The organism is Desulfuribacillus alkaliarsenatis, from assembly GCF_001730225.1.
Taxonomy (GTDB): Bacteria; Bacillota; Bacilli; order Desulfuribacillales; family Desulfuribacillaceae; genus Desulfuribacillus; species Desulfuribacillus alkaliarsenatis.
In genome coordinates, this window is record NZ_MIJE01000001.1 from 423,691 (window position 1) to 447,472 (window position 23,782).

At 35.9% G+C, this 23,782-nt stretch carries 26 protein-coding genes and 12 tRNA genes; 35 read left to right on the plus strand and 3 right to left on the minus strand.

The window, feature by feature from the left end:
- Positions 1-52: 52 nt before the first annotated feature.
- The 12 genes from trpS to BHF68_RS02185 all read left to right on the plus strand — a co-directional run bounded on the left by trpS (position 53) and on the right by BHF68_RS02185 (position 10,253).
- Positions 53-1,045 (plus strand): tryptophan--tRNA ligase, encoded by a 993-nt coding sequence (gene trpS, locus BHF68_RS02130; RefSeq protein ID WP_069641986.1) that lies wholly within the window; start codon positions 53-55, stop codon positions 1,043-1,045.
- 2 nt (positions 1,046-1,047) lie between these two features.
- A complete protein-coding gene (locus BHF68_RS02135; RefSeq protein WP_069641987.1) occupies positions 1,048-1,812 on the plus strand; it encodes a segregation and condensation protein A in 765 nt (254 codons plus the stop codon).
- The gene (scpB, locus tag BHF68_RS02140; RefSeq protein WP_069641988.1) at positions 1,805-2,374 is read left to right on the plus strand and encodes an SMC-Scp complex subunit ScpB; all 570 of its coding nucleotides are present in this window, start codon (positions 1,805-1,807) and stop codon (positions 2,372-2,374) included. The genes BHF68_RS02135 and scpB overlap by 8 nt, the downstream gene beginning before the upstream one ends.
- Positions 2,375-2,495: 121 nt before the next feature.
- Positions 2,496-3,137, plus strand: a complete 642-nt coding sequence (locus BHF68_RS02145) for a DUF2953 domain-containing protein (RefSeq protein ID WP_069641989.1) — start codon at positions 2,496-2,498, stop codon at positions 3,135-3,137.
- Positions 3,130-3,534, plus strand: a complete 405-nt coding sequence (ytfJ, locus tag BHF68_RS02150; protein ID WP_069641990.1) for a GerW family sporulation protein — start codon at positions 3,130-3,132, stop codon at positions 3,532-3,534. The genes BHF68_RS02145 and ytfJ overlap by 8 nt, the downstream gene beginning before the upstream one ends.
- A gap of 125 nt (positions 3,535-3,659) precedes the next feature.
- Positions 3,660-4,796: a D-alanyl-D-alanine carboxypeptidase family protein gene (locus BHF68_RS15305; protein WP_069641991.1), complete on the plus strand. Its 1,137-nt coding sequence runs from the start codon at positions 3,660-3,662 to the stop codon at positions 4,794-4,796.
- Entirely contained in the window at positions 4,793-5,380 is a 588-nt protein-coding gene (locus tag BHF68_RS02160) for a nucleoside recognition domain-containing protein (RefSeq protein WP_069641992.1), read from the plus strand. The genes BHF68_RS15305 and BHF68_RS02160 overlap by 4 nt, the downstream gene beginning before the upstream one ends.
- 19 nt (positions 5,381-5,399) lie before the next feature.
- A complete protein-coding gene (locus BHF68_RS02165; protein ID WP_069641993.1) occupies positions 5,400-5,942 on the plus strand; it encodes a spore maturation protein in 543 nt (180 codons plus the stop codon).
- Between the two features lie 185 nt (positions 5,943-6,127).
- Positions 6,128-6,844: a pseudouridine synthase gene (locus tag BHF68_RS02170; RefSeq protein WP_069642271.1), complete on the plus strand. Its 717-nt coding sequence runs from the start codon at positions 6,128-6,130 to the stop codon at positions 6,842-6,844.
- Positions 6,845-6,862: 18 nt separating this feature from the next.
- Positions 6,863-7,585 (plus strand): response regulator transcription factor, encoded by a 723-nt coding sequence (locus BHF68_RS02175; protein ID WP_069641994.1) that lies wholly within the window; start codon positions 6,863-6,865, stop codon positions 7,583-7,585.
- A gap of 16 nt (positions 7,586-7,601) precedes the next feature.
- On the plus strand, positions 7,602-9,365 hold the full coding sequence (locus BHF68_RS02180) for an ATP-binding protein (RefSeq protein WP_069641995.1): 1,764 nt from the start codon (positions 7,602-7,604) through the stop codon (positions 9,363-9,365).
- 75 nt (positions 9,366-9,440) lie between these two features.
- The gene (locus BHF68_RS02185; protein WP_069641996.1) at positions 9,441-10,253 is read left to right on the plus strand and encodes a histidinol-phosphatase; all 813 of its coding nucleotides are present in this window, start codon (positions 9,441-9,443) and stop codon (positions 10,251-10,253) included.
- A gap of 97 nt (positions 10,254-10,350) precedes the next feature.
- Here BHF68_RS02185 and serA read toward each other — a convergent pair whose 3' ends face one another.
- Positions 10,351-11,940 carry a phosphoglycerate dehydrogenase gene (serA, locus tag BHF68_RS02190; RefSeq protein WP_069641997.1) on the minus strand — a complete coding sequence of 530 codons (1,590 nt, stop codon included), beginning with the start codon at positions 11,938-11,940 and terminating at the stop codon, positions 10,351-10,353.
- A 271-nt stretch (positions 11,941-12,211) separates the two neighbouring features.
- Here serA and BHF68_RS02195 point away from each other — a divergent pair, with 271 nt between their 5' ends.
- Positions 12,212-13,258, plus strand: coding sequence for a hypothetical protein (locus BHF68_RS02195; RefSeq protein WP_069641998.1), 1,047 nt, complete (start codon positions 12,212-12,214; stop codon positions 13,256-13,258).
- 33 nt (positions 13,259-13,291) lie between these two features.
- On the opposite strand, the gene BHF68_RS02200 is transcribed toward BHF68_RS02195, so the two are convergent.
- Positions 13,292-13,366, minus strand: a tRNA-Gln gene (locus tag BHF68_RS02200).
- Between the two features lie 189 nt (positions 13,367-13,555).
- Between BHF68_RS02200 and BHF68_RS02205 the strand changes: the two genes are divergently transcribed.
- The 16 genes from BHF68_RS02205 to BHF68_RS02280 all read left to right on the plus strand — a co-directional run bounded on the left by BHF68_RS02205 (position 13,556) and on the right by BHF68_RS02280 (position 18,590).
- The gene (locus BHF68_RS02205; protein WP_069641999.1) at positions 13,556-13,885 is read left to right on the plus strand and encodes a hypothetical protein; all 330 of its coding nucleotides are present in this window, start codon (positions 13,556-13,558) and stop codon (positions 13,883-13,885) included.
- Between the two features lie 125 nt (positions 13,886-14,010).
- Positions 14,011-15,093, plus strand: a complete 1,083-nt coding sequence (locus BHF68_RS02210) for a PRK06851 family protein (RefSeq protein ID WP_069642000.1) — start codon at positions 14,011-14,013, stop codon at positions 15,091-15,093.
- Between the two features lie 87 nt (positions 15,094-15,180).
- A complete protein-coding gene (locus BHF68_RS02215; protein WP_069642001.1) occupies positions 15,181-15,672 on the plus strand; it encodes an Lrp/AsnC family transcriptional regulator in 492 nt (163 codons plus the stop codon).
- Positions 15,669-16,862 carry an aminotransferase class I/II-fold pyridoxal phosphate-dependent enzyme gene (locus BHF68_RS02220; RefSeq protein ID WP_069642002.1) on the plus strand — a complete coding sequence of 398 codons (1,194 nt, stop codon included), beginning with the start codon at positions 15,669-15,671 and terminating at the stop codon, positions 16,860-16,862. Before BHF68_RS02215 ends, BHF68_RS02220 begins: the two co-directional genes overlap by 4 nt.
- Positions 16,863-17,083: 221 nt before the next feature.
- Positions 17,084-17,158: transfer RNA gene (locus tag BHF68_RS02225), tRNA-Asn, on the plus strand.
- Between the two features lie 3 nt (positions 17,159-17,161).
- Positions 17,162-17,238 (plus strand) — tRNA-Met (locus tag BHF68_RS02230).
- A gap of 5 nt (positions 17,239-17,243) precedes the next feature.
- Positions 17,244-17,318, plus strand: a tRNA-Glu gene (locus tag BHF68_RS02235).
- 4 nt (positions 17,319-17,322) lie between these two features.
- Positions 17,323-17,398 (plus strand) — tRNA-Val (locus BHF68_RS02240).
- A 9-nt stretch (positions 17,399-17,407) separates the two neighbouring features.
- Positions 17,408-17,483, plus strand: a tRNA-Thr gene (locus BHF68_RS02245).
- A gap of 3 nt (positions 17,484-17,486) precedes the next feature.
- Positions 17,487-17,572: transfer RNA gene (locus BHF68_RS02250), tRNA-Tyr, on the plus strand.
- Between the two features lie 11 nt (positions 17,573-17,583).
- Positions 17,584-17,659 (plus strand) — tRNA-Trp (locus BHF68_RS02255).
- Positions 17,660-17,699: 40 nt separating this feature from the next.
- Positions 17,700-17,774 (plus strand) — tRNA-Gln (locus tag BHF68_RS02260).
- A gap of 3 nt (positions 17,775-17,777) precedes the next feature.
- Positions 17,778-17,853, plus strand: a tRNA-Lys gene (locus tag BHF68_RS02265).
- Positions 17,854-17,904: 51 nt separating this feature from the next.
- Positions 17,905-17,989 (plus strand) — tRNA-Leu (locus BHF68_RS02270).
- A 3-nt stretch (positions 17,990-17,992) separates the two neighbouring features.
- Positions 17,993-18,068: transfer RNA gene (locus BHF68_RS02275), tRNA-Ala, on the plus strand.
- Between the two features lie 129 nt (positions 18,069-18,197).
- Positions 18,198-18,590: a YtxH domain-containing protein gene (locus BHF68_RS02280; protein WP_069642003.1), complete on the plus strand. Its 393-nt coding sequence runs from the start codon at positions 18,198-18,200 to the stop codon at positions 18,588-18,590.
- Positions 18,591-18,693: 103 nt separating this feature from the next.
- Here the strand turns inward: BHF68_RS02280 and BHF68_RS15025 are convergent, their stop codons facing one another.
- Positions 18,694-18,852 (minus strand): DUF1540 domain-containing protein, encoded by a 159-nt coding sequence (locus BHF68_RS15025; protein ID WP_084019142.1) that lies wholly within the window; start codon positions 18,850-18,852, stop codon positions 18,694-18,696.
- Positions 18,853-19,194: 342 nt separating this feature from the next.
- On the opposite strand from BHF68_RS15025, the gene BHF68_RS02285 reads away from it, so the two are divergent.
- The 6 genes from BHF68_RS02285 (at position 19,195) to BHF68_RS02310 (ending at position 23,765) form a co-directional block, all read left to right on the plus strand.
- Positions 19,195-19,770, plus strand: a complete 576-nt coding sequence (locus BHF68_RS02285) for an adaptor protein MecA (RefSeq protein WP_069642004.1) — start codon at positions 19,195-19,197, stop codon at positions 19,768-19,770.
- A 124-nt stretch (positions 19,771-19,894) separates the two neighbouring features.
- Positions 19,895-21,151 (plus strand): restriction endonuclease, encoded by a 1,257-nt coding sequence (locus BHF68_RS02290; protein ID WP_069642005.1) that lies wholly within the window; start codon positions 19,895-19,897, stop codon positions 21,149-21,151.
- Between the two features lie 129 nt (positions 21,152-21,280).
- Positions 21,281-21,658 carry a 6-carboxytetrahydropterin synthase QueD gene (queD, locus tag BHF68_RS02295; protein ID WP_069642006.1) on the plus strand — a complete coding sequence of 126 codons (378 nt, stop codon included), beginning with the start codon at positions 21,281-21,283 and terminating at the stop codon, positions 21,656-21,658.
- Between the two features lie 26 nt (positions 21,659-21,684).
- Positions 21,685-22,410 (plus strand): 7-cyano-7-deazaguanine synthase QueC, encoded by a 726-nt coding sequence (queC, locus tag BHF68_RS02300; protein WP_069642007.1) that lies wholly within the window; start codon positions 21,685-21,687, stop codon positions 22,408-22,410.
- Positions 22,407-22,976 carry a DUF366 family protein gene (locus BHF68_RS02305; RefSeq protein ID WP_069642008.1) on the plus strand — a complete coding sequence of 190 codons (570 nt, stop codon included), beginning with the start codon at positions 22,407-22,409 and terminating at the stop codon, positions 22,974-22,976. The genes queC and BHF68_RS02305 overlap by 4 nt, the downstream gene beginning before the upstream one ends.
- Before the next feature lie 54 nt (positions 22,977-23,030).
- Positions 23,031-23,765 carry a 7-carboxy-7-deazaguanine synthase QueE gene (locus BHF68_RS02310; protein ID WP_069642009.1) on the plus strand — a complete coding sequence of 245 codons (735 nt, stop codon included), beginning with the start codon at positions 23,031-23,033 and terminating at the stop codon, positions 23,763-23,765.
- Positions 23,766-23,782 lie beyond the last annotated feature (17 nt).

Consider the following 23,782-nt stretch of genomic DNA (forward strand, 5'->3'; position numbering starts at 1 on the left):
GCTTGACCAGTATTCGTGGAATTTGATAAAAAGGTTTCTTAGGAGGTAAATAATGCAAGGGCAAACAAAGACGACATTGATGAGTGGGATGCGTCCAACAGGTGAATTACATCTGGGTAATTACCTAGGGGCGCTAGAAAATTGGGTGCAATTACAAAATGAATATTATTGTTATTTTTCTATAGTAGACTGGCATGCACTGACAACTGCATACAAGGAAACGGATAAGCTAGAAGAACGAATATTTGATATGGCTTGCGACTGGCTAGCTGCAGGTCTAGACCCAGATAAGTGTGCGATTTTTAGACAGTCGCATATTAAGGAAATAGCTGAATTACATTTGTTGTTTTCAATGGTAATCCCATTATCTTGGCTTGAAAGGGTACCTACATATAAGGATCAACTACAGCAGCTTAAAGAAAAGGAAATCAACACCTATGGATTTTTAGGCTATCCATTGTTGCAAGCTGCAGACATACTAATCTGTCAAGCAGAGGTTATACCAGTTGGAGAAGATCAAGTACCACATATTGAACTGACAAGGGAAGTTGGTAGACGCTTCAACCATCTATATAATACTGAGGTTTTTAATGACCCAATAGCGAAATTAACTGAGAACAAAGTTCTACCAGGTCTTGATAACCGAAAAATGAGTAAAAGCTATAACAACTATATAAGGCTTACAGCTAGCCCTGATGAAGTTATTCAAAAGGTTAGGAGTATGGTTACTGATCCAAATAGAGTTCGTAAAAATGACCCTGGTAATCCAGATGTTTGTAGCGCATATGCCTACCATAAAATTTTTAACGCATCTAATGCTGTAGAAACAGAGCAGTCATGTAAGCAAGGAAGTATTGGCTGCATGGACTGTAAAAAGGCACTGGCAATACAGCTAACAGAGTTGATTCAGCCAATCTATGAAAAGAAGCAAGAACTCAAGAATAACCCAGATTACGTTTATGACGTATTAGCTGATGGTGCTGAAAAAACTAGAATAGTAGCGAACGAAACTATGGAAAAAGTCAGGAAAATTATGGGGATATAACAATGGCGTATAAAGTAAGGTTAGAGTCATTTGAGGGTCCGCTTGATTTATTACTACATTTAATTGATAAAGCTGAGGTAGATATTTATGATATATCTATCGCTGAGATTACACAGCAGTACCTAGAATATCTAAATGCCTTGCAAAAATTAGAGCTTGATATTGCTAGTGAGTTCATATTAATGGCGGCCACATTACTTTCGATTAAAAGCAGGAAGTTATTACCAAAGCCAATTGAACTTTTAGAGCCTGACTTAGAATATGAAGAGCTTGATCCTCAAGCAGAGTTAATACGTAGACTCATAGAATATAAAAAATATAAAAATGTCACAGAATTTCTAAAAGAGCGAGAATTAAATCGAGGATTATTCCTCTCTAAGCCTCCTTCTGCGCTAATGCAGTCAGAAACATCTGGTTATAGTATGCAATTAGACGGGATTTCAATTTATGAACTAGTTCGCGCATACATATTCTTAATGCAAAAGCGTAATAAAATTGAACCTGTTGCTACAATTCAAAAAGACCAGATTTCCGTTCAAGAAAAAATTGAGCATATACGTATACAATTAAAAGAGAAGGATATTGTATCCTTCTCGAATTTAATTATTACAAACAATACAGCTGAGGTAGTTTCTACTTTGTTAGCAGTACTAGAATTGATGAAGTCTAGAGAAGTTACATGTATTCAGGACAGCTTATTTGAGGACTTTATAATCATTCCTGTAGTTAATGAGGCCAGAGAAGACATGGGGGATGTAAATGGATGATTTAGAAAAAAAGCGTATTATAGAAGGAATCCTTTACTTGGCAGGGGAAGAAGGCATATCATCTACACAGGTAAGTACAATCCTAGAGACGGATGTAGATGATGCACTTGACCTACTATATGATTTGCAGTCTGATTTTAAAAGATTTAATAGAGGAATTCAGATTGTCCAAATTGCAGATGTTTTTCAATTAACAACCTGTGCTGAACATGCAGCATATTATGAGAAGCTTGTTAAAGAAAATCAACAATCATCATTATCTCAAGCAGCACTTGAAACTCTTGCGATTATAGCATACCAGCAGCCTTTAACTAGGTCTGAAGTTGAAGAGATAAGGGGTGTTAAGTCAGAGAAAGCAATTAACACACTCCTACAAAGAAATCTAATCGAAGAGGCAGGTAGAAAACAAGGTGTTGGTAGAGCTAGATTATATAGAACTACCCATGATTTCCTTGATTGTTTTGGATTAAAAGAGATAAAGGATTTACCTCCACTTCCCGATCTTTCATTTGACGAAGAAGAGCAAATTAGAAGTCTGTTTGATGAAAAACATAGCGAATAGTTATGTTTTTTGTTTTGTCTAGTTTATAGCTTTTATTTATTCCATTTTTGGCAATACTAGTGAAGATAACATGGATTTCGTGAAGCCACTGTCTAAGCGAAAGTCTAATGGGGGATTCTTTATGTTGCCTTGGTATTTAATTTTATTAATTTTTTTAAGTTTTTTTGTTTTATTAATTCTAATAACTAATACCAAAGTAGAAATATTATTTCAAAGACATGGAGATGAAAATGACTATCTATCTATTAAGTTAGTTTTATTAAGATTCATTACGATAAAAAAAGAATTTCCTATTATCGATATCGTAAAGAAAGATAATAAGTTAAGGGTTCGTTTGAAATCAAAAAAATTATTTTCAGGTGAAATTAAAAATAATAACCTCAACTTAAGGTTAATTAGAAGATTAATCAGAATAATTTGCAAGTTAACTAGAAATCTACATCATTTCTTAAAACAGATGCGTCAGCTTTTAAATGGTTTCAAAATCATTAAGTTTCAATGGACAACACATATAGGTATAGATGATGCAGCAGTATTAGGGCCTACGGTAGGTGGTATGTGGGCGCTCAAAGGTACATTGTTGCAGCAAGTATTTTATTTTTTTCCATTATTATCAAAACCGAGTATCAATGTTACTCCAGAATTTCAACAAAACCACATGAAAACCCAGTTGCACTGTATATTCCAATTTAAGGTAGGATATGCTATGTATGTTGGTATAAAATTTTTAAACATGTATAGGAAGGGAGTTCGCCATGTCTGAACATCCAATCAAAAGCTTAATGTCAACTGCAATGGAAAATATTAAAGGTATGATAGATGTAAACGCGATTGTAGGGGATGCAGTAAAAGCTCCAGATGGAAGCTTAATCATTCCCATATCAAAGGTTGGTTTTGGTTTTGCTGCAGGGGGTACTGAGTTTGATATCGGTGAAACTGATAAAATTGGTTCGTATCCTTTCGGTGGTGGAAGCGGAGGAGGGGTTTCGATTTCTCCTGTGGCATTTTTAGTAATTAGGAATGGTGACATACGCTTATTATCTTTAGATAATAATACGCACTTATTAAATCGTATTATTGACCTTACACCTGAAGTAGTTGAAAAAATACAAAAAGCCATAAATAAAGATAGTAACTCAACAAATCAAGACCATGTTTAGTTATATATAAAGAACGTCAGCTATTAATTCAATTGTATTTTAAAGCAAGCCTAATTATTGGGCTTGTTTTTTTCGTTCTAGCTAATTTGTTTGGGACATATATTACAATTGGGAGGGATTGATAAATGAATGGTTATAAATTATACACACCATGTAAAAAAGTTATTTCTATAATTATTATCACATGCCTACTTACAATTAGCTTTAAACCGATGGTGGTAGCGGCTGTTTCAATTAGTGCAGAAACTGCAGTGCTTGTTGACGTAGAAACTGGTAGAGTGCTTTATAGTAAAAATGCCGACAAGCAGATGAAAATAGCTTCATTAACTAAAATTATGACTGCTATTTTAGCAATAGAAAATGCTGATTTAGACGATAAGGTAAAAACCAGTAAGAATGCTTTTGGGGTAGAAGGCTCATCTATATATTTGAAGCTTAACGAAAAAATGAAGCTTCATGATATGTTGTATGGACTTATGTTAAGGTCAGGGAATGACGCTGCAACGGCTATAGCAGAACATGTTAGTGGTAGCATGGATGAATTTGCTGAGCTTATGAATAAGAAAGCGCTTGAGCTAGGTATGAATGGTACGATGTTTTCTAACTCACATGGTCTTGATTGGGGTGAAGGGAACTATTCTACAGCAAATGATATGGGAAAATTACTAGCATACTCTTTACGTAACCCTGTTTTTAAAGAAATCGTTAGTACAAAAGTTAAGAAAGTACCGTGGGAAGGCGAAAGCTATGACCGGGTATTTTATAATAAAAATAAGATGTTGAGCTTATATCCTGGTGGAGATGGCGTAAAGACAGGGTATACAAAGCGCGCTGGACGCTGTCTGGCTTCATCAGCTTCAAAAGACGATTGGCAGCTTGCCACTATAGTGCTAAATGCACCAGACTGGTGGCGTGACTCGGCACGCTTGTTAGACTATGGTTTTGAAACATACCATCGACATCATGTGGTTGAAATAGAAACACCATTGCAGGAAATTATTGTTATCAATGGTCAAGCAGATGCTATTAATGTTGTCGCAAAAAAGCGAATATATTATCCAATCATTGAAGGTGAGGAGAATGATTTTACATACGCATGGGAACTACCGACCACTATTAAAGCTCCAGTAGCTAAGGATGAGCATATTGGTGATGTGATTATAGACTTCCAGGGCGAGAAAATAGCACGGATTCCACTATATAGTGATACAGAAGTTAAGCGTTTAGGATTTTTTGAACGCTTGCGTAATTTTTTTCGATGATTAACGGCATTTGGTTATTTTTTGTAGCCTTTGGAATTGGATATTCAGCATTAGCTGGTAATATTGACCAAGTGACAAGTTCGATACTTAAAGGGGCAGAGTTAGGGGTAGGAGTAAGCTTAGGTCTAATTAGCATTCTTGTTTTTTGGTTAGGAATTGTTAAGATAGCCGAAAAGGCAGGTTTAATTGATAAACTATCTATATTATTATCGCCGATAGCAAAGTTTTTGTTTCCGGAAATACCCAAAAATCATCCTGCAATGGGTTATATATTATCCAATATGAGCGCTAACATGCTAGGTATTGGTAATGCGGCTACACCTTTGGGACTAAAAGCCATGGAGGAGCTACAAAAGCTAAACAAAAATAAGGAAGTCGCCAGTAAAGCAATGTGTACTTTACTGGCACTAAATACATCAAGTATTACTTTAATTCCAACAACAATTATTGGGTTGAGATTAAAGTTTGAGTCTGCTGACCCAACAGAAATTGTTTTTACAACAATTTTTGCTACCTTGATATCGACATTTGTGGCCATTTCTGTAGATAAATATTATCGGAGAAAAGAGAGGCATATATATTGAACAACTAGGGGGAAAGTATGTGTTTGACTCAATAGCTATAATTTCAACATGGGCTATACCTAGCATTGTGGTAGGAATTCCACTTTATGCCTATTTTATAAAAAAAATACCCGTTTATGAAACATTTATTGAGGGGGCAAAGAGTGGATTTACGACAGCTATTACAATAATGCCCCATTTGGTTGGGATGATGGTAGCTATTACGATTTTTAGAGAGTCTGGAGCCCTTGATTTTTTCCTGCGTCTTGTAGAACCAATACTTGCCCCTTTAATGATACCTAAAGAAGTCTTTCCTTTAGGTATACTCAGGCCTATTTCAGGTAGCGCAGCCCTTGGATTTACGACTGATATCTTGAACACATATGGACCAGATTCATTAATTGGTAGAATTGCCAGTACTGTTCAAGGTAGCACTGACACAACTCTTTATGTGTTAACTGTTTATTTCGGGAGCGTTGGCGTAAAGAAAATAAGATATGCTTTGAAGGTCGGTCTATTAGCCGATTTAGGTGGTTTTTTAGCTGCTGTTTACATCTGTGTACTTGTATTTGGCGGTCAATAAAAACTAGCATTAGTTAAGTTGAAACAAATTTTTTTCTTGATAAACCACTAACAAGACTGATATGTTATTTATGTCAGTCTTTTGTCATGTTAAACATCTTTATTTGCTTATTTTGATTAAGGTAGTAGAGGTTTGGTATAATGAATGATATGACAACTAAAATGTTTGTAGAAAATGGTGACGATATGGAACGATTACAAAAGTACATGGCTGCCTGTGGAGTTGCTTCTAGACGAAAGAGCGAACAACTGATAGAATCAGGAGCAGTTACTGTCAATGGACGAGTTATTAAAGAAATGGGATATCAAGTAAATCCCCATGCGGATGATGTGAAGGTGTATGGGCAGAGGATAAACACAGAAGAGAAAATATACATACTTTTAAATAAACCCAGAGGATACGTAACCACCGCTTCAGATCCACAAAACAGGAGGATTATTCTAGACTTATTAAAGGACGTACAGCATCGTGTGTATCCTGTTGGCAGATTAGACATTGATACAAGTGGTCTTTTGATATTAACTAATGATGGGGATTTAGCTCAAAGACTTGCCCATCCTAGCTATGAAATTGATAAAGTCTACCTAGCTAAGATTAAAGGTATACCTGATGCAGCAGCTCTTGAAAAATTACAGTCAGGAATTCAGCTAGAGGACGGAATCACAGCACCTGCTAATGCTAGGATAATAAAAATTGAAAATAATAACGCTGTAGTTGAAATTACAATTCATGAAGGAAGAAATAGACAGGTACGTAGGATGTTAGATGCAATAGGTCATCCAGTATTAAGACTGAGTCGTGAAAGAATTGGGTTTTTGTCAGTAGAGGGACTAAAGCCTGGACGGTACAGACAATTACAGTCGGAAGAGCTTATTGAACTAAAAAGAATGCTAGATATTTAAAAAATGAGGTGTGCAAAATTGGAAGAAACTAAGAAGATACTTATCGTAGATGATGAAGATCGTATTAGACAATTATTGAAATTATACCTAGAAAGAGAAGGTTTTATTATTGAAGAAGCTGACGAAGGTTTAACTGCCTATAATAAAATACTTAACGGCAATTATGATCTTGTACTATTAGATATCATGTTGCCAGGTATGGATGGTTGGGAAATATGTCAAAAAGTCAGGGAAACGATGACATTACCAATTGTATTATTAACAGCAAAGGGAGAAGAAGAAAATAGAATTCATGGTTTTGAACTAGGCGCTGACGATTATGTTGTCAAGCCCTTTAGTCCACGTGAAGTAGTGATGCGTGTTAAAGCTCTATTAAAAAGGTCATCAGCTACAGCATATTTAGAAACTGGAAATCAGTCTGCTAATGTGTTGATTTTTCCTGATATAATAATTGACCACGATGCACATGCCGTACAGGTTAATGGCCAAGAAGTAAGCTTAACTCCAAAGGAATATGATTTACTTTATTATATAGCACGAAAGCCTGATAAAGTTTTTAGTAGGGAAGAATTACTTAAAGAAGTCTGGAACTATGATTTTTTTGGTGATTTAAGGACAGTAGATACCCATGTTAAAAGATTACGAGAGAAACTAGGGAAAATATCTCCAGATGCTGAGCAGAGAATTGCAACCGTCTGGGGTGTCGGTTATAAATTCAAGCCTGGAAAAATAGAAAGTTAAACGATGGGGTTCTAGCATGATACGAAAAAGTATTATATTAAAATTATGGCTCTCGATTTTAATACTAATGTTAGTAGCGATAGCATTTTTAGGGGTGTTCTTAGGTAAATACTTCGATGATTTATACTACTCGTTTGAAATCAGGAGTCTATTATCTAAAGCTAATCATATAGCAGAGGTAGTAGTCTTTAGAGAAGATAAGAAGCTTGCTACTGAAATTATATGGGAATTAGCCCGGGAGATTAACGCATCAGTGGTGATAGACACACGATGGGAATCAATAGGTACAATTGCAACTGGACCAAGAATTGATGAAATACCTGAAGAAGCGAGATTTTCCGCTGAAGATATCGAGTTGGTGTATAGCGGTTTTTCTGTGACGCAGCGTGGAACAATAGTAGATACCCAAACAGAAATTTTATCTGTAGCAGTTCCACTAGTAAATCAAAGAAGAGAAATATTTGGTGTTGTAATGGTTTATAAGCCTGCGCAGCAAATAACGGAAATTATTAATGAAGCTAAAATGCTAATTGTGTATACCTTTACAATTGCATTTTTATTAAGCATAGTATTAGCGTTTTATTTAACTAAGCGGATATCCGATCCGTTACTACAAATGAATGAAGTTGCACAAAGCATGGCTGAGGGTAAATTCACAGGTAATATAGAAGTTAAGACGGAAGACGAGATAGGTACGCTAGGTAGGACAATGAATGTTCTCGCTTTAGAGCTTAATAGCTCAATACAATCATTAAATAAAGAAAAAGAACAATTAAATAGTATTCTAAGCAGTATGTCAGATGCTGTAATAACTATTAATAAGAATCAACAAATAGTAATTGCAAATCCACCAGCAACGAAGTTGTTAAAAAGATGGATATTAAACTATCGAACAGGATATAAATATCCAATAGATAGATTGCCACAGGAATTAGTAGAGATTTTCAAAGATGCTTTTACAAAAGAGGAAGAAACATATTATGATACTACTATGGATGGTCGTTCTTATGCAGTTACTATAGACCCGCTGTATCATATGAACAAAATTAACGGTGTTGTTGTAGTGCTTCGTGATGTAACCGAAGAAAAGAGAATGGATAAATTACGTAAAGATTTTGTTGCTAATGTATCCCACGAGCTTAGGACACCTCTATCAATGCTGCAGGGCTACAGTGAAGCATTGTTAGATGATATAGCCGATGATCCTAAAATGAGAAATGAGCTGGCTGGTATAATCTATGACGAGTCAATTCGAATGAAGCGACTTGTAAACGATTTATTAGATTTAGCTAAGCTCGAAGCTAGACAAATAGAATTAGAGAAAGAAACAGTAGAAGTAGGCGAAATACTTGACAACCTTATAAAAAAGTATAAAAAACTACACGAAAATAAAAACTTTACTTTGACTATTCAAGGAAATAAACCAATATATACCTATATAGATGTAGCAAGAATAGAACAAGTGCTTATTAATTTGATTGATAATGCTATTCGCCATACAGATGAAAAAGGTCAGATAGAAATCAAAGCAGCTCTTAATGATATGATAATTATTGAAGTCACTGATAATGGTGTAGGGATACCAGAGGAAGATGTTCCATTTGTATTTGAGCGATTCTATAAAGCTGATAAGGCCAGAACTAGATCTAAATCCGGGACAGGTCTCGGTTTAGCTATTAGTAAAAATATTATAGAAGCTCATAGCGGAGAAATTTCAGTACGAAGCCAAGTTGGTAAAGGCACAACGTTTACAATTGAGCTACCGAAATTAGCTTCTTAAATTTAGCAAAAAAAAGGATTTTACGATTTCGTATAGAATAGTATAAATAGCCTATAAAAAATGAGGTGTTAAACGGTGCTTACGGACTATCACGTTCATGTAGAACGGGGAAAATATCAATTAGAATGGCTGCAGAAATTTATAGACAAAGCAAAAGAAGAAGGTATCACTGAGTTAGGTATAAGTGAACACGCCTATAGATTTAAGGAAACAAAAGAAATATTATACAACCCGTGGATTGCTAAACGTCAAACAGAGTCTATCGATGAATACCTAGATATGTTGTTTACTGCTAGGGAAAATGGTATTAATATTAAAGTAGGAATAGAAATGGACTACATTCCAGGAAAAGAAGAAGCAATCCAGAACTTTCTTGAAAAATATCCATGGGATTATGTAATAGGCTCCATTCACTGGATTGATCAATGGGGATTTGACTTAAGTGAGATGAAGGACGAGTGGAGTAAGCGAAATGTTACTGATGTCTATAAAGTATATTTCGAAACACTTCTAAAACTTACCGAAAGTAAATTGTTTGATATTGTAGGGCACTTTGACGTTATAAAGATCTTTGGTCACGTGCCAGAGATGAGAGATGACTTGTTCCAATTAATCGATCAGGTTATTGACAGTATAGCGACTAATAATTTGGTTGTTGAAGTTAGTACTGCAGGTTACAGGAAGCCAGTGCGTGAATTGTATCCTAAGCCCGAGTGGTTAAGTAAATTTTATGAGAAAGATATACCTATTTGCCTGTCTTCTGATGCCCATACACCAGAAGATGTTGGCTCTGGATATGAAGATGTAATCCCGCTGATAGCAGAGGTAGGCTATGACAAACTTGCAATATTTAATAAGAGGAAGTATCAGTTGTTGAACTTCAGATAGCACTAAACTCATATAGCATAAAACCCCAGGACATCCTGGGGTTTTTAATGTTAGTAAAGACTAATTTTCAGCTTTTTGTTTTCTGATAGGTTTATGCTTAGTTCTGTAAGTCCACATTGAAGATTTTCTTGATGCCATCAATCTTCTCAAGAGACTCTATAACATCCTCAGAGATGCTCTTGTCAACTCCTAGAACCATAATAGCGTTACCACCAATTTCTTTTCGTCCTACCTGCATTGTAGCAATATTTATCTTGGCTTCTCCTAAGATTGTACCAACATTACCGATAATACCAGGCATATCTGTATGTTGGGCTATAAGCATATGACCAACTGGGTTAGCGTCTACTGTATAGCCATTGATATTAACTATTCTAGTCCCATAGCCATTTAATAATGATCCAGAAACTTTAACTTTGTCATTTGAGGTTGTTACAGTTATAGATACTAAGTTTGCAAAGCCTTTTGCTGTTGATGTTTTGCTTTCAATAATATCAACATGCTTTGATTTTGCCATCTTTAATGCGTTGATATAATTAACGTCATCTGCTAAGTGATAAGATAGTAAACCTCTAACAATGTATCTTGTTAATGGCTCGCATTTTAAATCAGCAATGTTACCAGCATAAGTAATTTCTAATTTTTCTATAATACCAGAGCAAAGCTGTGCAGCAAGCTGACCTAGCTTTTGTCCTAATTTTAAGTATGGTTTAAGTTCAGCAAAATCTTCTTCAGGTAATATTGGTAAATTAACCGCGTTTTTAAAGCCTTTACCCTTAAGTACGTTTGCTACTTCTTCAGCAACATCAATAGCTACATTCAATTGCGCTTCTTCGGTTGAAGCACCTAGGTGAGGTGTAGTTACTACCTGCGGTAAATCCAGCAGTGGGTTACCTACGGCTGGCTCTTCTTCAAACACATCTAAAGCTGCCCCTGCAACGATGCCCTCTTTAATAGCATCATATAATGCAACCTCATTAACAATTCCACCTCGGGCACAGTTAACAATCCTAACACCTTTTTTCATTGTAGCGAACTGCGGTTTATCTAGCATATATTTAGTTTCTTTAGTTAATGGAGTATGGAAAGTGATGAAATCAGCATTAGCAAAAATTTCTTCAACTGTAGCTAGGGTAATGCCTAATTTTTCAGCCCTTTCTTGTGACATGAATGGATCATATCCAAGTATCTCCATGTTAAAGGATTTTGCTCTCTTTACAACCTCGGCACCAATACGTCCAACACCAACAACACCTAGTACCTTTTTGTTCAACTCTACACCAGTAAAGGATTTACGATCCCATACTCCGTGCTTAAGTTTACCGTGGGCTTGCGGTATGTTACGTGCCATAGAGATTAACATAGCAAAAGCATGCTCAGCAGTTGATATTGTATTACCGTCAGGGGCATTGATTACTAATAAACCATGATCAGTGGCAGCATCTAAATCTATGTTATCAACACCGACTCCTGCTCTTCCGATAACCTTCAGGTTAGTGCCTGCATTAATAACTTCAGCAGTTACCTTTGTTTGGCTACGAACCAGCAATGCATCGTAATTACCAATAATTTTTAAAAGCTCCTCTTTTTCTAAACCAGTCTTAACATCTAATTCAATTTCTGAATCCTCTATTAAGGTTTTCAGTCCAACGTTTGATATCGGATCACTTACTAGAACTTTAAACATTGATTTTCTCCTCCCTAATTATCTTACTATTATATTTTTACATAAAATAAAAAAGCCATACATCCACATTTATGTTAAATACATAAAGGGACGCAGGACTTAGCCTCCGTGGTGCCACCCTTATTTATTATTGCTTATTAAATTCTTAATTTTATATTATACAAAAATTTAACACGGGGCGGTTGATTCGTCAAGTCTAAATAGCCGAAACATAATAAATATTTTTTCTGAATATAATGATTACAATATTGCAATTTGGGAGGGTTATATCATGAAAAGGATGACTGCTATTGCAATTGCGCTGCTTTTGGTTCTCTTATCCCTTTGGACAGGTCTATATAAAGCTGTAGAAGATCAAGAAGGCTTTTATTATATAAATCCGAATTTCGCTATGATGAATAAATCGTTGTTCTTACAGGAAAACGAGTATAGTAGTAAAAGAAATCTTAATCAAACAATAAAACTCTGTCGTGAAAATGCTATTAGAAAAGTTTACCTAGAATTATCGCCAGCCACAAAACAGCAACGCATTAAACAAGCAGAGGGGTTATTTAAGACATATGGTATTCAGGTTGGTTACTGGTATAATGTTCAATCTCCTGGCAGCTTAGGACTACTTGATACGTTAGAGCAAATAGAAGAAATTTATAATGAATTTCAGAAGTCTAACATAGATTTATATTTTATAATTCGAACATCAGCAGAAGAATTCCTTAGTTATCAGCAATCTTACTTAAACTTAATAGTAGAAGCTACTAATTATATAGATAATAAACGTAAAGACACAAATATAAATATTGATGTTGGTTGGATTATCCCTGCTATCTCTGAGAGTGATAATTATAGAGTTACTTACAATAATTATTCGAAAAGGGCTACGTACCACATTATGGATTTAGCTGACGTATTGGCGATTATACCAAAAACGCATACAAGCCTTAAATCACAGGTTCTGAATGAAACTATGTATGCTAATAGGATTGATAAAAAGGTGAACGTAGCTATAAGTGAACAGTCAGGCGATGGCTATGTTAATAATAAGCAATATTTTGTTCAGCTTGTAAATAAAGAATATCAAGAATTAATTCAGATTGCTCCTAATATTGAACTGATATTTCTTGACCAGAATATGTTGCTAGATAAGATAAGCTATAGATATGATTTAAATGGTGATGGCAAGGTTAATTTGCAGGATATAGGCATTTTTATTAGTGACTATATTAGGGGAGATACTACAGAAAAACATGATTTTAACCGCAGTCAAGTCGTAGATATATACGATTTAATATCAATATTTCTGAATTTGAGAGGCAGATAAATAATTAAGGATTGTGCGAATTATTATTTGTATTGGCTGGGAAGGCAGGGATCGAACCTACGAATACCAGAGTCAAAGTCTGGTGCCTTACCACTTGGCGACTTCCCAGCATAGATTGTTTATTACAACATTTATTATGCTGAATCTGAATTATCATATACATCCAATTATTTCATCATTAAATTGTTATAAAACAACCTTGATATTATCGCAAAACTGTTATATTATATAAATAACAGGTAAAGCTACATATATAATTACTTTTTTATATATTAAGCTGAATGGAGGGGGAACAACATGAAAATGCCAGCTTATGACCAAAATTATGCTCGTAAAATGCTTAAAAATATTGATGAAATAACACAATTCAACGAACTGTTATTCACACATGATGAAGTTGTTACTGAGTTTGTTAAGGTTGAATGTACTGGTTGTGGTGAAACTCACCTCTCGCCTCAAGTGATTCTAAACCCATATGGGTATGGAACAGAAGGTGCTGTTTTACTAGGTCAACATCATACCTGTAGTAAGTGTGGATTAGACTCGAAGATTATAGAGCCAATTTATCAACTACTATCAAAGGTTAAAAAATACGATTTGTATGACAATTTAGAAACTGTAGTTTAAGAGCTAATTATTAGCTCTTTTTTTTACACAGAGCCTGGAGCTACTGGTCATGCACAAAACAGGCCTCGCTGGACTATAGTACATATTAAGTGGGTTTATAATATGTATTGTATGAGGTGATATAAATGGTAGCAAATATAAAAAGATACTTTGCAGGCGGGAATACCTTCAAAGGATTTTATTCATTATATGAATCGGCACTAGCTAATTTAGGGCGCATTTTTATTATTAAAGGCGGTCCTGGAACAGGCAAGTCAACAATTATGCGAAATATTAGCTTAGAGTTAACGGACAGGGGTTATGATGTAGAGCATTTACATTGCTCATCTGATCCCAATTCGTTAGATGGTGTAATTGTTAGGGAGCTTAGTATTGGCATTGTAGATGGTACAGCTCCGCATGTAATTGAACCTGTAAACCCAGGAATTGTAGAAGAAATTATTAACCTAGGTGATTGCTGGGATAGGAATAAACTTCTGCCATACAAAGGGGAGATTGAAAAAATTACATCGTTAATTAAAGAACAGTTTGCTAAAGCGTATGATATTTTCGCTGAAGCTAAAGTAGTTAAGGATGAAATAAAGAAGCAATTTATAGATGATATGGATTATAAAGATGTTGACCGAGTGACACAACAACTCATCGCTGATTTGTTTAAAAACTATCAACCTCCATATGTGCGTCAATTGTTTTTTGGTGCTAATTCGCCAGAAGGATTTGTTGAATATATAGATAATATAACTAAAAACATTGAGAAACGCTATATTCTTAAAGGTGTTCCGGGCGCTGGGAAATCTACAATGCTGGCAAAAATCGCACAAAAAGCAGAAGAAATTAGATTTGACGTAGAGGTATATCGCTGTGCCCTTAATCCAGATGATATAGATATTGTTATCATACCGCCCTTGGGTATAGCGGTAATTGACGCAGGTAATAACTCATATGATATTGATATTCGCAAAAGTGATACTATTATAGATTTGACTAAAGGGTTAAATGGTGAATTTATTAATAAAGTTAGCGCAAAAACAAAGCAGCTACAATTAAAATATGATGAATTAATGACAGCAGGAACGAATCGAATAGCGCAAGCTAAACAGTTACATCAAGAAAAGGAAAGATTCTACATTGAAGCAATGGATTTTGAGAAAGTAAACGACAAAAAATTAGCTATTTTAAAAGAAATTTTACTTGAAGAAAAACGTTAATAAAAAGGCCTTGACATTAGATGGGAACTATAATACGCTACCCCATAAAATAGCTGATTTTATTAACGAATTTAGGGGAGTGAGATTATGACAGAACTACAATTGAAAGTACTACAATTACTTAAGGAAAACAGCAAAATTACAGCCAAAGAAATAGCAAGTATGTTAGATCAGGAAGTTGAAGCCATTGAGCAGCTAATTCAAGATATGGAAGCTGATGGTACGATAGTAAAATATACTGCTATTGTCAACTGGGAAAAAGTAGCTTCTGAGCAGGTTATTGCAATGATTGATGTTAAAGTAGCTCCGAAACGAGGGCAGGGATTTGATGCCTTAGCAGAAAGAATTTATAGATTCCCAGAGGTGCAATCTGTTTACTTAATGTCAGGTAGTTATGATCTATCTGTTGTAGTTGAAGGTAATAACTTAAAACAACTTGCTGAATTTGTGAGTGCACGACTCTCACCATTAGAAGACGTGGTATCTACGACTACTCATTTTATTCTAAAGAAATATAAAGAAAATGGCGTTATTCTTAATGACAAAGAAAAAGATCAGCGTTTGGTGGTTTCTCCATGAACATTCAAGAAAAGCTATCGCCCCAAGTCAAACAAATTCCACCATCTGGAATCCGTAAGTTTTTTGATTTAGTCGTAGCAACAAAGGGAGTTATATCTTTAGGGGTTGGAGAACCAGATTTTGTTACCCCGTGGCACGTGAGGGAGAGTTCTATCCATTCTTTAGAGCAGGGTATGACATCCTACACATCAAATTCAGGCTTATTAGAACTGCGTGAAGAGATTTGTCGTTATATGGATGAAACGTTTGCATTGAAGTATTCTCCAAACAACGAAATAATGGTAACTGTTGGTGCTAGTGAAGCCATTGACATAGCTTTAAGAACTATTGCGTCACAGGGTGATGAGGTGCTTATTGTTGAGCCTTGTTATGTTTCATATGGTCCGTGTGCTACTTTAGCTGGTGCTACACCGGTATCTGTACCTACCTATCAAAAAGATGATTTCAAACTTATGCCTGAGGTGTTGGAGTCTAAAATCACACCTAAATCTAAGGCGATTATTATGTGTTTCCCGAATAATCCTACTGGTGGGGTTATGGAAGAAGAAGATTTGAAAAAAATTGCCGACATTATAAAAAAACATGATTTGCTTGTTATTTCAGATGAGGTGTATGCTGAATTAACCTATGGTAAAAAACATGCTAGTATTGCGAATATTGAGGGTATGAAAGATCGCACAATATTGATTAGTGGACTATCAAAATCTTTTGCCATGACTGGCTGGAGGATAGGGTTTGCAATGGCCCATCCAGAGATTATTGCAGCTATGCTTAAGATTCATCAATATACAATCCTTTGTGCTCCGATTATGGGTCAAATCGCAGCGTTAGAAGCACTGCGAAATGGCAAATGCGAAATGGATAAAATGATTGAACAATATGACCAAAGAAGGAAGTTGATTGTTAAAGGTTTCCAGGAGATTGGTCTATCATGCCATATCCCTAAGGGTGCATTTTATGCTTTTCCTAACATAGAAGCTACAGGATATGAAGATCACCAATTTGCAGAGGAGCTATTGAAAGAGACGAAGGTAGCAGTAGTGCCTGGGTCTGTATTTGGTCAAGGAGGAAAAGGTTTTATCCGTTGCTCCTATGCAACCTCATACTCTCAAATAACAGAAGCATTAGAGAGAATTGGAGAATTTGTATTGCCGCTTATCGACAAAAACAAAAATGAGCAGGCTATATAAAATAATCTTTATAGAAAATATAAGTTAACAAAAAATAAAGAAATAAAGAGATTGAATGAAAAATAAGATGATGCAGCAATAATAATCAAGATTATTGCTGCATTATTCTGTTGTACAAATGAACTGCATGTGTTATTATAACAAATGTCGCTGTTAAAACATAAAGTCTTGACAAGATGTAGATAATTATAATATAATATGCATTACAGTGTTAAAAATATTCCTCAGTAGCTCAATGGTGGAGCAACCGGCTGTTAACCGGTAGGTTGTAGGTTCGAGTCCTACCTGAGGAGCCATGTGGCGGTGTAGCTCAGCTGGCTAGAGCGTACGGTTCATACCCGTGAGGTCGTGGGTTCGACTCCCTCCGCCGCTACCACATTAGGCCCGTTGGTCAAGCGGTTAAGACACCGCCCTTTCACGGCGGTAACAGGGGTTCGATTCCCCTACGGGTCACCAAAATGGACGATTAGCTCAGCTGGGAGAGCACCTGCCTTACAAGCAGGGGGTCGGCGGTTCGATCCCGTCATCGTCCACCATAGTATCATGCCGCTGTAGCTCAATTGGTAGAGCAACTGACTTGTAATCAGTAGGTTGGGGGTTCAAGTCCTCTCGGCGGCACCAATTGGATGGATGCCCGAGCTGGCCAAAGGGAGCAGACTGTAAATCTGCCGGCATCGCCTTCGTAGGTTCGAATCCTACTCCATCCACCATTTTTGTTTTTAGGGGAGTAGCTCAATTGGTAGAGTAGCGGTCTCCAAAACCGTTGGTTGCGGGTTCAAGTCCTGTCTCCCCTGCCATTTAATCATATTCTGGTGGGTGTGGCACTCACCCCATTGTTGGGAAGTCGCCAAGTGGTAAGGCACCAGACTTTGACTCTGGTATGCGTAGGTTCGATCCCTACCTTCCCAGCCATATGAGCCATTAGCTCAGTTGGTAGAGCACCTGACTTTTAATCAGGGTGTCACTGGTTCGAATCCAGTATGGCTCACCACTTTTATCATAACTGTAAAGTTAATTAAAAGTAGTAAGAGTAATTTCATATGCGGGTGTGGCGGAATTGGCAGACGCACTAGACTTAGGATCTAGCGTTTTACGACGTGGGGGTTCAAGTCCCTCCACCCGCACCACATGGGGCCATAGCTCAGCTGGGAGAGCGCCTGCCTTGCACGCAGGAGGTCAGCGGTTCGATCCCGCTTGGCTCCACCAAAACTGTACTTATGTACAGTTTTTTATTTTGCATAAAAGTAATATCCAGTGACAAAATATAAGTAACCATATCAAAGGTTGTTGCTACATAAAAGGCAAACAAAAATCATGAAGGTGGGGTTACTTAGAATGATGAGAATGAGTGGTATGCGCACTGGTTTTATGATAGGAAGCATTATTGGTATGTTTGCAGGGATGTTTATATCATCAAAGTCAGGCCATAAAATGAGAGAAGAGTTTGAAAGAACATATGAGGATACTAAGAAAAATATAAAGAACTTTGCTGAACAAACAAGTGATAATGCAACAGAAACATGGGATAATATTCAAGAACGTATGTATAGTACCGTGAATAATACAATAGAAGATGCTTCACAGGCTGTTAGAGATATGGAAATAGGTGAAATACAATCTAAGCCGCAGACATCTCACAAATTTCAGACTAAGTCAGATAAGGCTAAAACAGATGCACTTGTACAAGCGTTTTTAGCATCAGATGGATTCAAGCAGAAGAAAAAGTAAAGAAATAATAACGAGCAAAACAAACTATAAGCGTATATTTATGAATGTTTAAAGGGCTATTGCTAAACGAATGTTTAAATACGTTTAGCGATAGCCCTTATTGTCAATCCATATGCTCGAAGCTCATGCAATCTGTGCTTCTAAAATCCTTGGCGATTGATTCGTGTGTTGTTACATGTACCTTTCTTTTTCCGCAGGTATCTTTAGTAGTATGATGCTTACAATTTACAACAGTACAGATTATTTTGTTACCAAAAAGCATGTTACCACCTCTTTCGTAGCTAAATGAGATATGAGTATTTAGTTTACTTATAGTGTTCCTAAATACGTACGGTATTATAATAACGTAAATATCTTTAGTTGATTTGCTTAAAATAATCAGATACAATATAATTTATTATTCTTTACAAACATTTCTATTTCTTTTTTGCATACAAATTGTGTACAATGAATATAAGGACAAGTATATTGAATATGATGGAAGTAAAGGCAAATGAGTATTTTACAACTTATATTTTTTATTAGTGCTCACTTTTTCAAAATATGAGGCATATTCTAGAATAAACAGTGAGAGGACTTTCGCTACGTTAAGGAGGGGAAGCAAATGCGTGTTGAGCGATTAAATAAAGATAAGGTTAAAATCTTTATGAGCTATGAAGATTTAACAGAACGTGGTGTTGCTAGAGATGATATATGGAGCGATGCACCAGAGATTCATGAGTTGTTAAACGAAATGATGGATGAAGTGTATGATGAGTTAGGTTTTGAGGTTTTTGGTTCTGTTGCAATTGAAGTCTATGCATTACCTACACAGGGTGTAATAGTAATTATAACACGTGGTGAGGATGTCAGCAGAGAGCAGCACGCAGTATATCAAGTGGATGTTAGACTTGGACAGAATAATAATATAGCTTTTTCCTTTGCCGACTTTGATTATGTGATTGATGCTGCTAATAACCTGAAGAAATATGTTCAGGAAAAAGGTAGCGTGTACTTTTATAATGGAAGCTATATACTGCTTTTAAAAGAGGGTGAGTTCGCGGCAGACAGTTATGATAGCATAACTGCAATTTTGTCGGAATATGGAACTGCTTCATCATTTACTAATGAATATATATTAGAATATGCTAAACCAATCATTGAGCAGGATGCAATTAAGGTAATAACTGAGTATTTTTAAGAAATAGACTAAATAAAACTATGTGCACATAATTATATGTGTACATAGTTTTTTATTTATCCCCCTTGTTGTACTGTATAAAACATTTATAAACGTTAAAAATGTTATAAAGGGGGTATTTTCAATGAAAGTTCAAAATATAGGCCTTGCTATCTCTGCGATACTATTACTTGTAGGCCTACTTACCTATGATATTGCTTTGTCTTTAATAGCTCTACTTGGGATTGCATTGAGTGGTTGGGGGTTTGTCTATCCAGATAGGGCTAATGTTATTATTTATAAAGTGCAATCTAACTTTGCGAAAGACAAATTAGAGAAAGAGTTAAAAGAATATCAACAACAATTGAAAAAATCTGAATATTATATAGATCGTTTTGCTTCAACGTTTAATACTAAGTTCCCATTACAATGGATGATAGATTTTAAAGGGAATGTTGTACGTGAAAATATAAACGAACTTACAGAGGATAAATTAAAGGAACCATTTTATCATTTTAAGGAGTTATTACAGGACGAGGGCATTGATATACCTGACTACGTTGTACAATTATATATAAACTACAAAATTGATCAAATGCGCTTCCGTGAATTCGAAGAATATTTTGATGAGATGTTAGTAAATCAGAACAATCCTCATCAGGCAATTAAAATATATGCAAAACAAATTGGTAAAACGGCAGCAGAAATGCAATATATAAATAAGATTTTTACAATTGACTATTTGTTACACTATTTAGTTAGTAAATATTCAACAGAGGACATTGAACTGCAATTAGGAATTGATTTAACGGCGTATGATAAAGCAAAATCAAGTATTCAATCAGCTTTACAAAGATTTTCTAATAACATTGAACGGGAACGTAGAGTTAATACAATGCGGTGTATTCTTCATGGTAAAATCATGCCATCTGCCCATAAAGATATAAAAAGCTGGCTAGAACAGGGATCCAAAGCTATGGAGGACGATTTAAAGGAGCTATTTAATCGAATGGGCTATGAAGTGAGGGAGCCTAGTACTTCTGTGCAAGGTATTGATTTTATTTTGAAAAAGGCAGGCAAGAAAATTGCTATTAAGAATGCTTATGCTGCAGAAGGAACAATAGGTGTGAAAACCATCCAGGAAACTTATGCCGGCAAAGCTTATTGGGGCTGTGACGCAGGCATAGTAGCTGCAAACACTGAATTCTCGAAGGAAGCAATAGAAATGGCGAGTAAGCTAGAAGTAGAGGTTTGGGATAATAATACGCTCCAGAAGCTATTAGATAAGTATTGGAATCAAGATGTGGAGTATTGGAATTTACTTAAAGATTATCAACGTAATCCAGTGGGGAGTAAAGAAGAACAGGAAAGCACTCTACAAAGCGTAAGTAATGTGAATTAGCTTTTTAAAACCGTCTAAGCTGACATTGTTAGTTTAGGCGGTTTATTTTGTACAATATATGTTAATTATTGTTGGGTTTAGCCTAACAGTAGGTTATAATAACAATATAAAATTTTTGGAGGACAACAAATGTATGAATTAAAAATTATTTCAAGCTTCGATGCAGCACATTCATTAAAGGGCTATCAAGGTGATTGTGCCAATTTACATGGACATACATGGACAATAGAAGTATATGTTGTGGGTGATAAGTTAAATGAACTAGGCTTGCTCGTAGACTTTAAAGACGTAAAAAAGTATACGAACGAAATAGTTCAACGCTTAGACCATCAGTATTTAAATAATCTACCTGATTTCCAGGCTAAAGAATTGAATCCAACTGCAGAGAATTTAAGTAAGTACATATATGATGAACTCGTAAAAAAACTGGGGCATTTAGATGTCGAGGTAAGTAAAGTAGCTGTGTGGGAGTCTCCGAAAGCATGTGCCACTTATTTAGCTAGATAGAAATATTATTTTAAGGGGAATATTGTATGAAACAAGGGCAACAGTCAACGGAAAAATCTAGATTAGCCGTAGTGTTATTGTCATCTGGCCTAGATTCAGTAGTTTCGATGGCGATGGCATTGGACCAAGGATATGATGTAGAGCTGACCATAACAGTGGATTATGGGCAAGTGGCTGCTAAAAAGGAAATTGAACAAGCTGTGTTATTAACGAGGCATTATGGACTAAAACATAAAGTTATTGACATAAAGTCCATGATGGCTGATATAACTTCTGGACTATTAACTGGAACAATTCCAGCCATAGATGAGTCAGAGCTGGATAATTTTGAAATAGCGAGTAAAACTGCAGAGAAGGTTTGGGTTCCTAACCGCAATGGACTGCTAATTAACTTGGCTGCAATGTTTGCTGAGAGCTTAGGTTGTAGCAGGGTTATCACAGGCTTTAACGTTGAAGAAGCTAGTACTTTTCCAGATAATTCGGTAGAGTTTGTACAAGCTATAAATAATTCACTTAAATATTCAACTGCTAACTCTGTTCAGGTTCTAAGTTTGACGCAGGAATTAAATAAAAATGAAATCATTGAACAAGCAATAGAGCTACACGTACCATTAGAATTAATTTGGAGCTGCTACTATGGCGGGCAGAGGATGTGCGGCACCTGCGAATCTTGTAAACGTTTGTATAGGGCACTAAAGCCGCATCGGGATTTAACTAATGTTATAAAGTTTTCTAATGGGGTGACAGAATGAAAAAGTATTGGCATCATACTAGAATAGATTATGATGGTACACAACTATCCTCCTTATTTGCTTACAAAAGCTTTAATGTGCAAGGAGACAGTATTGTAGCTTTTAGAGGAAAATGTGACGTGACAATAGATGAGATGGTAGATATTGCAGATGTTAAAGATAAGGCTTTTATTCAAAGCAAAGACATGCTGCATTTTATTGTAGAACAATTTGTCATTGACCTTGAAAAGGCAGTATTTCATCAACGACTTTTAACAACTATTGTTAAAGAAGCTTTAGAGCTTGAGTTTTCTGAAAGAAGTGAAGTCCAACGTGTTATACGGAGCGGTGATGATTTATTTATAATGAATCGTAAGCTATCAGTGTCAATTGCAACGCTAAGTCCAGTGAGTTCATTAATTCATTTCGGTATTAATGTTTCAAGTGAAGGCACGCCAGTGCCTACGTGTGGACTAAGGGATTTACAAATTGAACCAGAACAATTTGCTAAGCGAGTTTTAGATGAATATACATCTGAAATTGAAGGAATATACTTAGCGAGATGTAAGGTGCGAGGCGTAAAATAGCAAGTATTGTGATTTGATAGTATTGTGATAATAGAAAGGTGTAGGGTAAATTAAATGTCTCATATTGTAGAGGTTTTCTCAGGAATACAAGGGGAAGGTCCAATAGTAGGTTATAGGCAAATATTTGTGCGTTTTTCAAATTGTCAGCTTGCATGTAACTACTGTGATACTAATTTCACAGAAAAAGACCATGCGATGGTTGAAATAACCCCAGGACATAGGGATTGGTCCCGTTGGCACAACCCAATATCTGCGGACAAGCTAGTACAGCATATTTTAAGCATGTACCAACATCTTAGGCACCACTCAGTAAGTCTTACTGGAGGAGAACCATTGTTACACGCTAGCTATCTCAAAGACTTAACAAATCAGCTTATAGAACATAATATTAAAAGCTATCTTGAAACTAATGGGTTATTACATAGACAACTTAAATCGATAATATCTAATTTAGATTTGATTGGGATGGATATAAAGCTTGAGAGTGCTACTGGGGAGGCTACTAAGTGGACAGAGCATGAGACGTTCTTAGAAATAGCTAAACAAAAACAGGTGTTTGTAAAAATTGTAGTGTCTAATAAAACAACGATTGAGGAAGTAGAACAGGTGGCAAAGCTTATATTAAAGCAGGGCAAATCAATTCCATTAATTATGCAGCCAGTAACACCTACTAAAGAAGTGCAAGCACCTGCGCCTGATATGTTATTAGTACTTATGAATGCTGCAATAGGCATCCTGACAGATGTTCGTGTAATACCACAAACACATGTTATGCTAAATCAACAATAGGAATATGATTTTTTTAG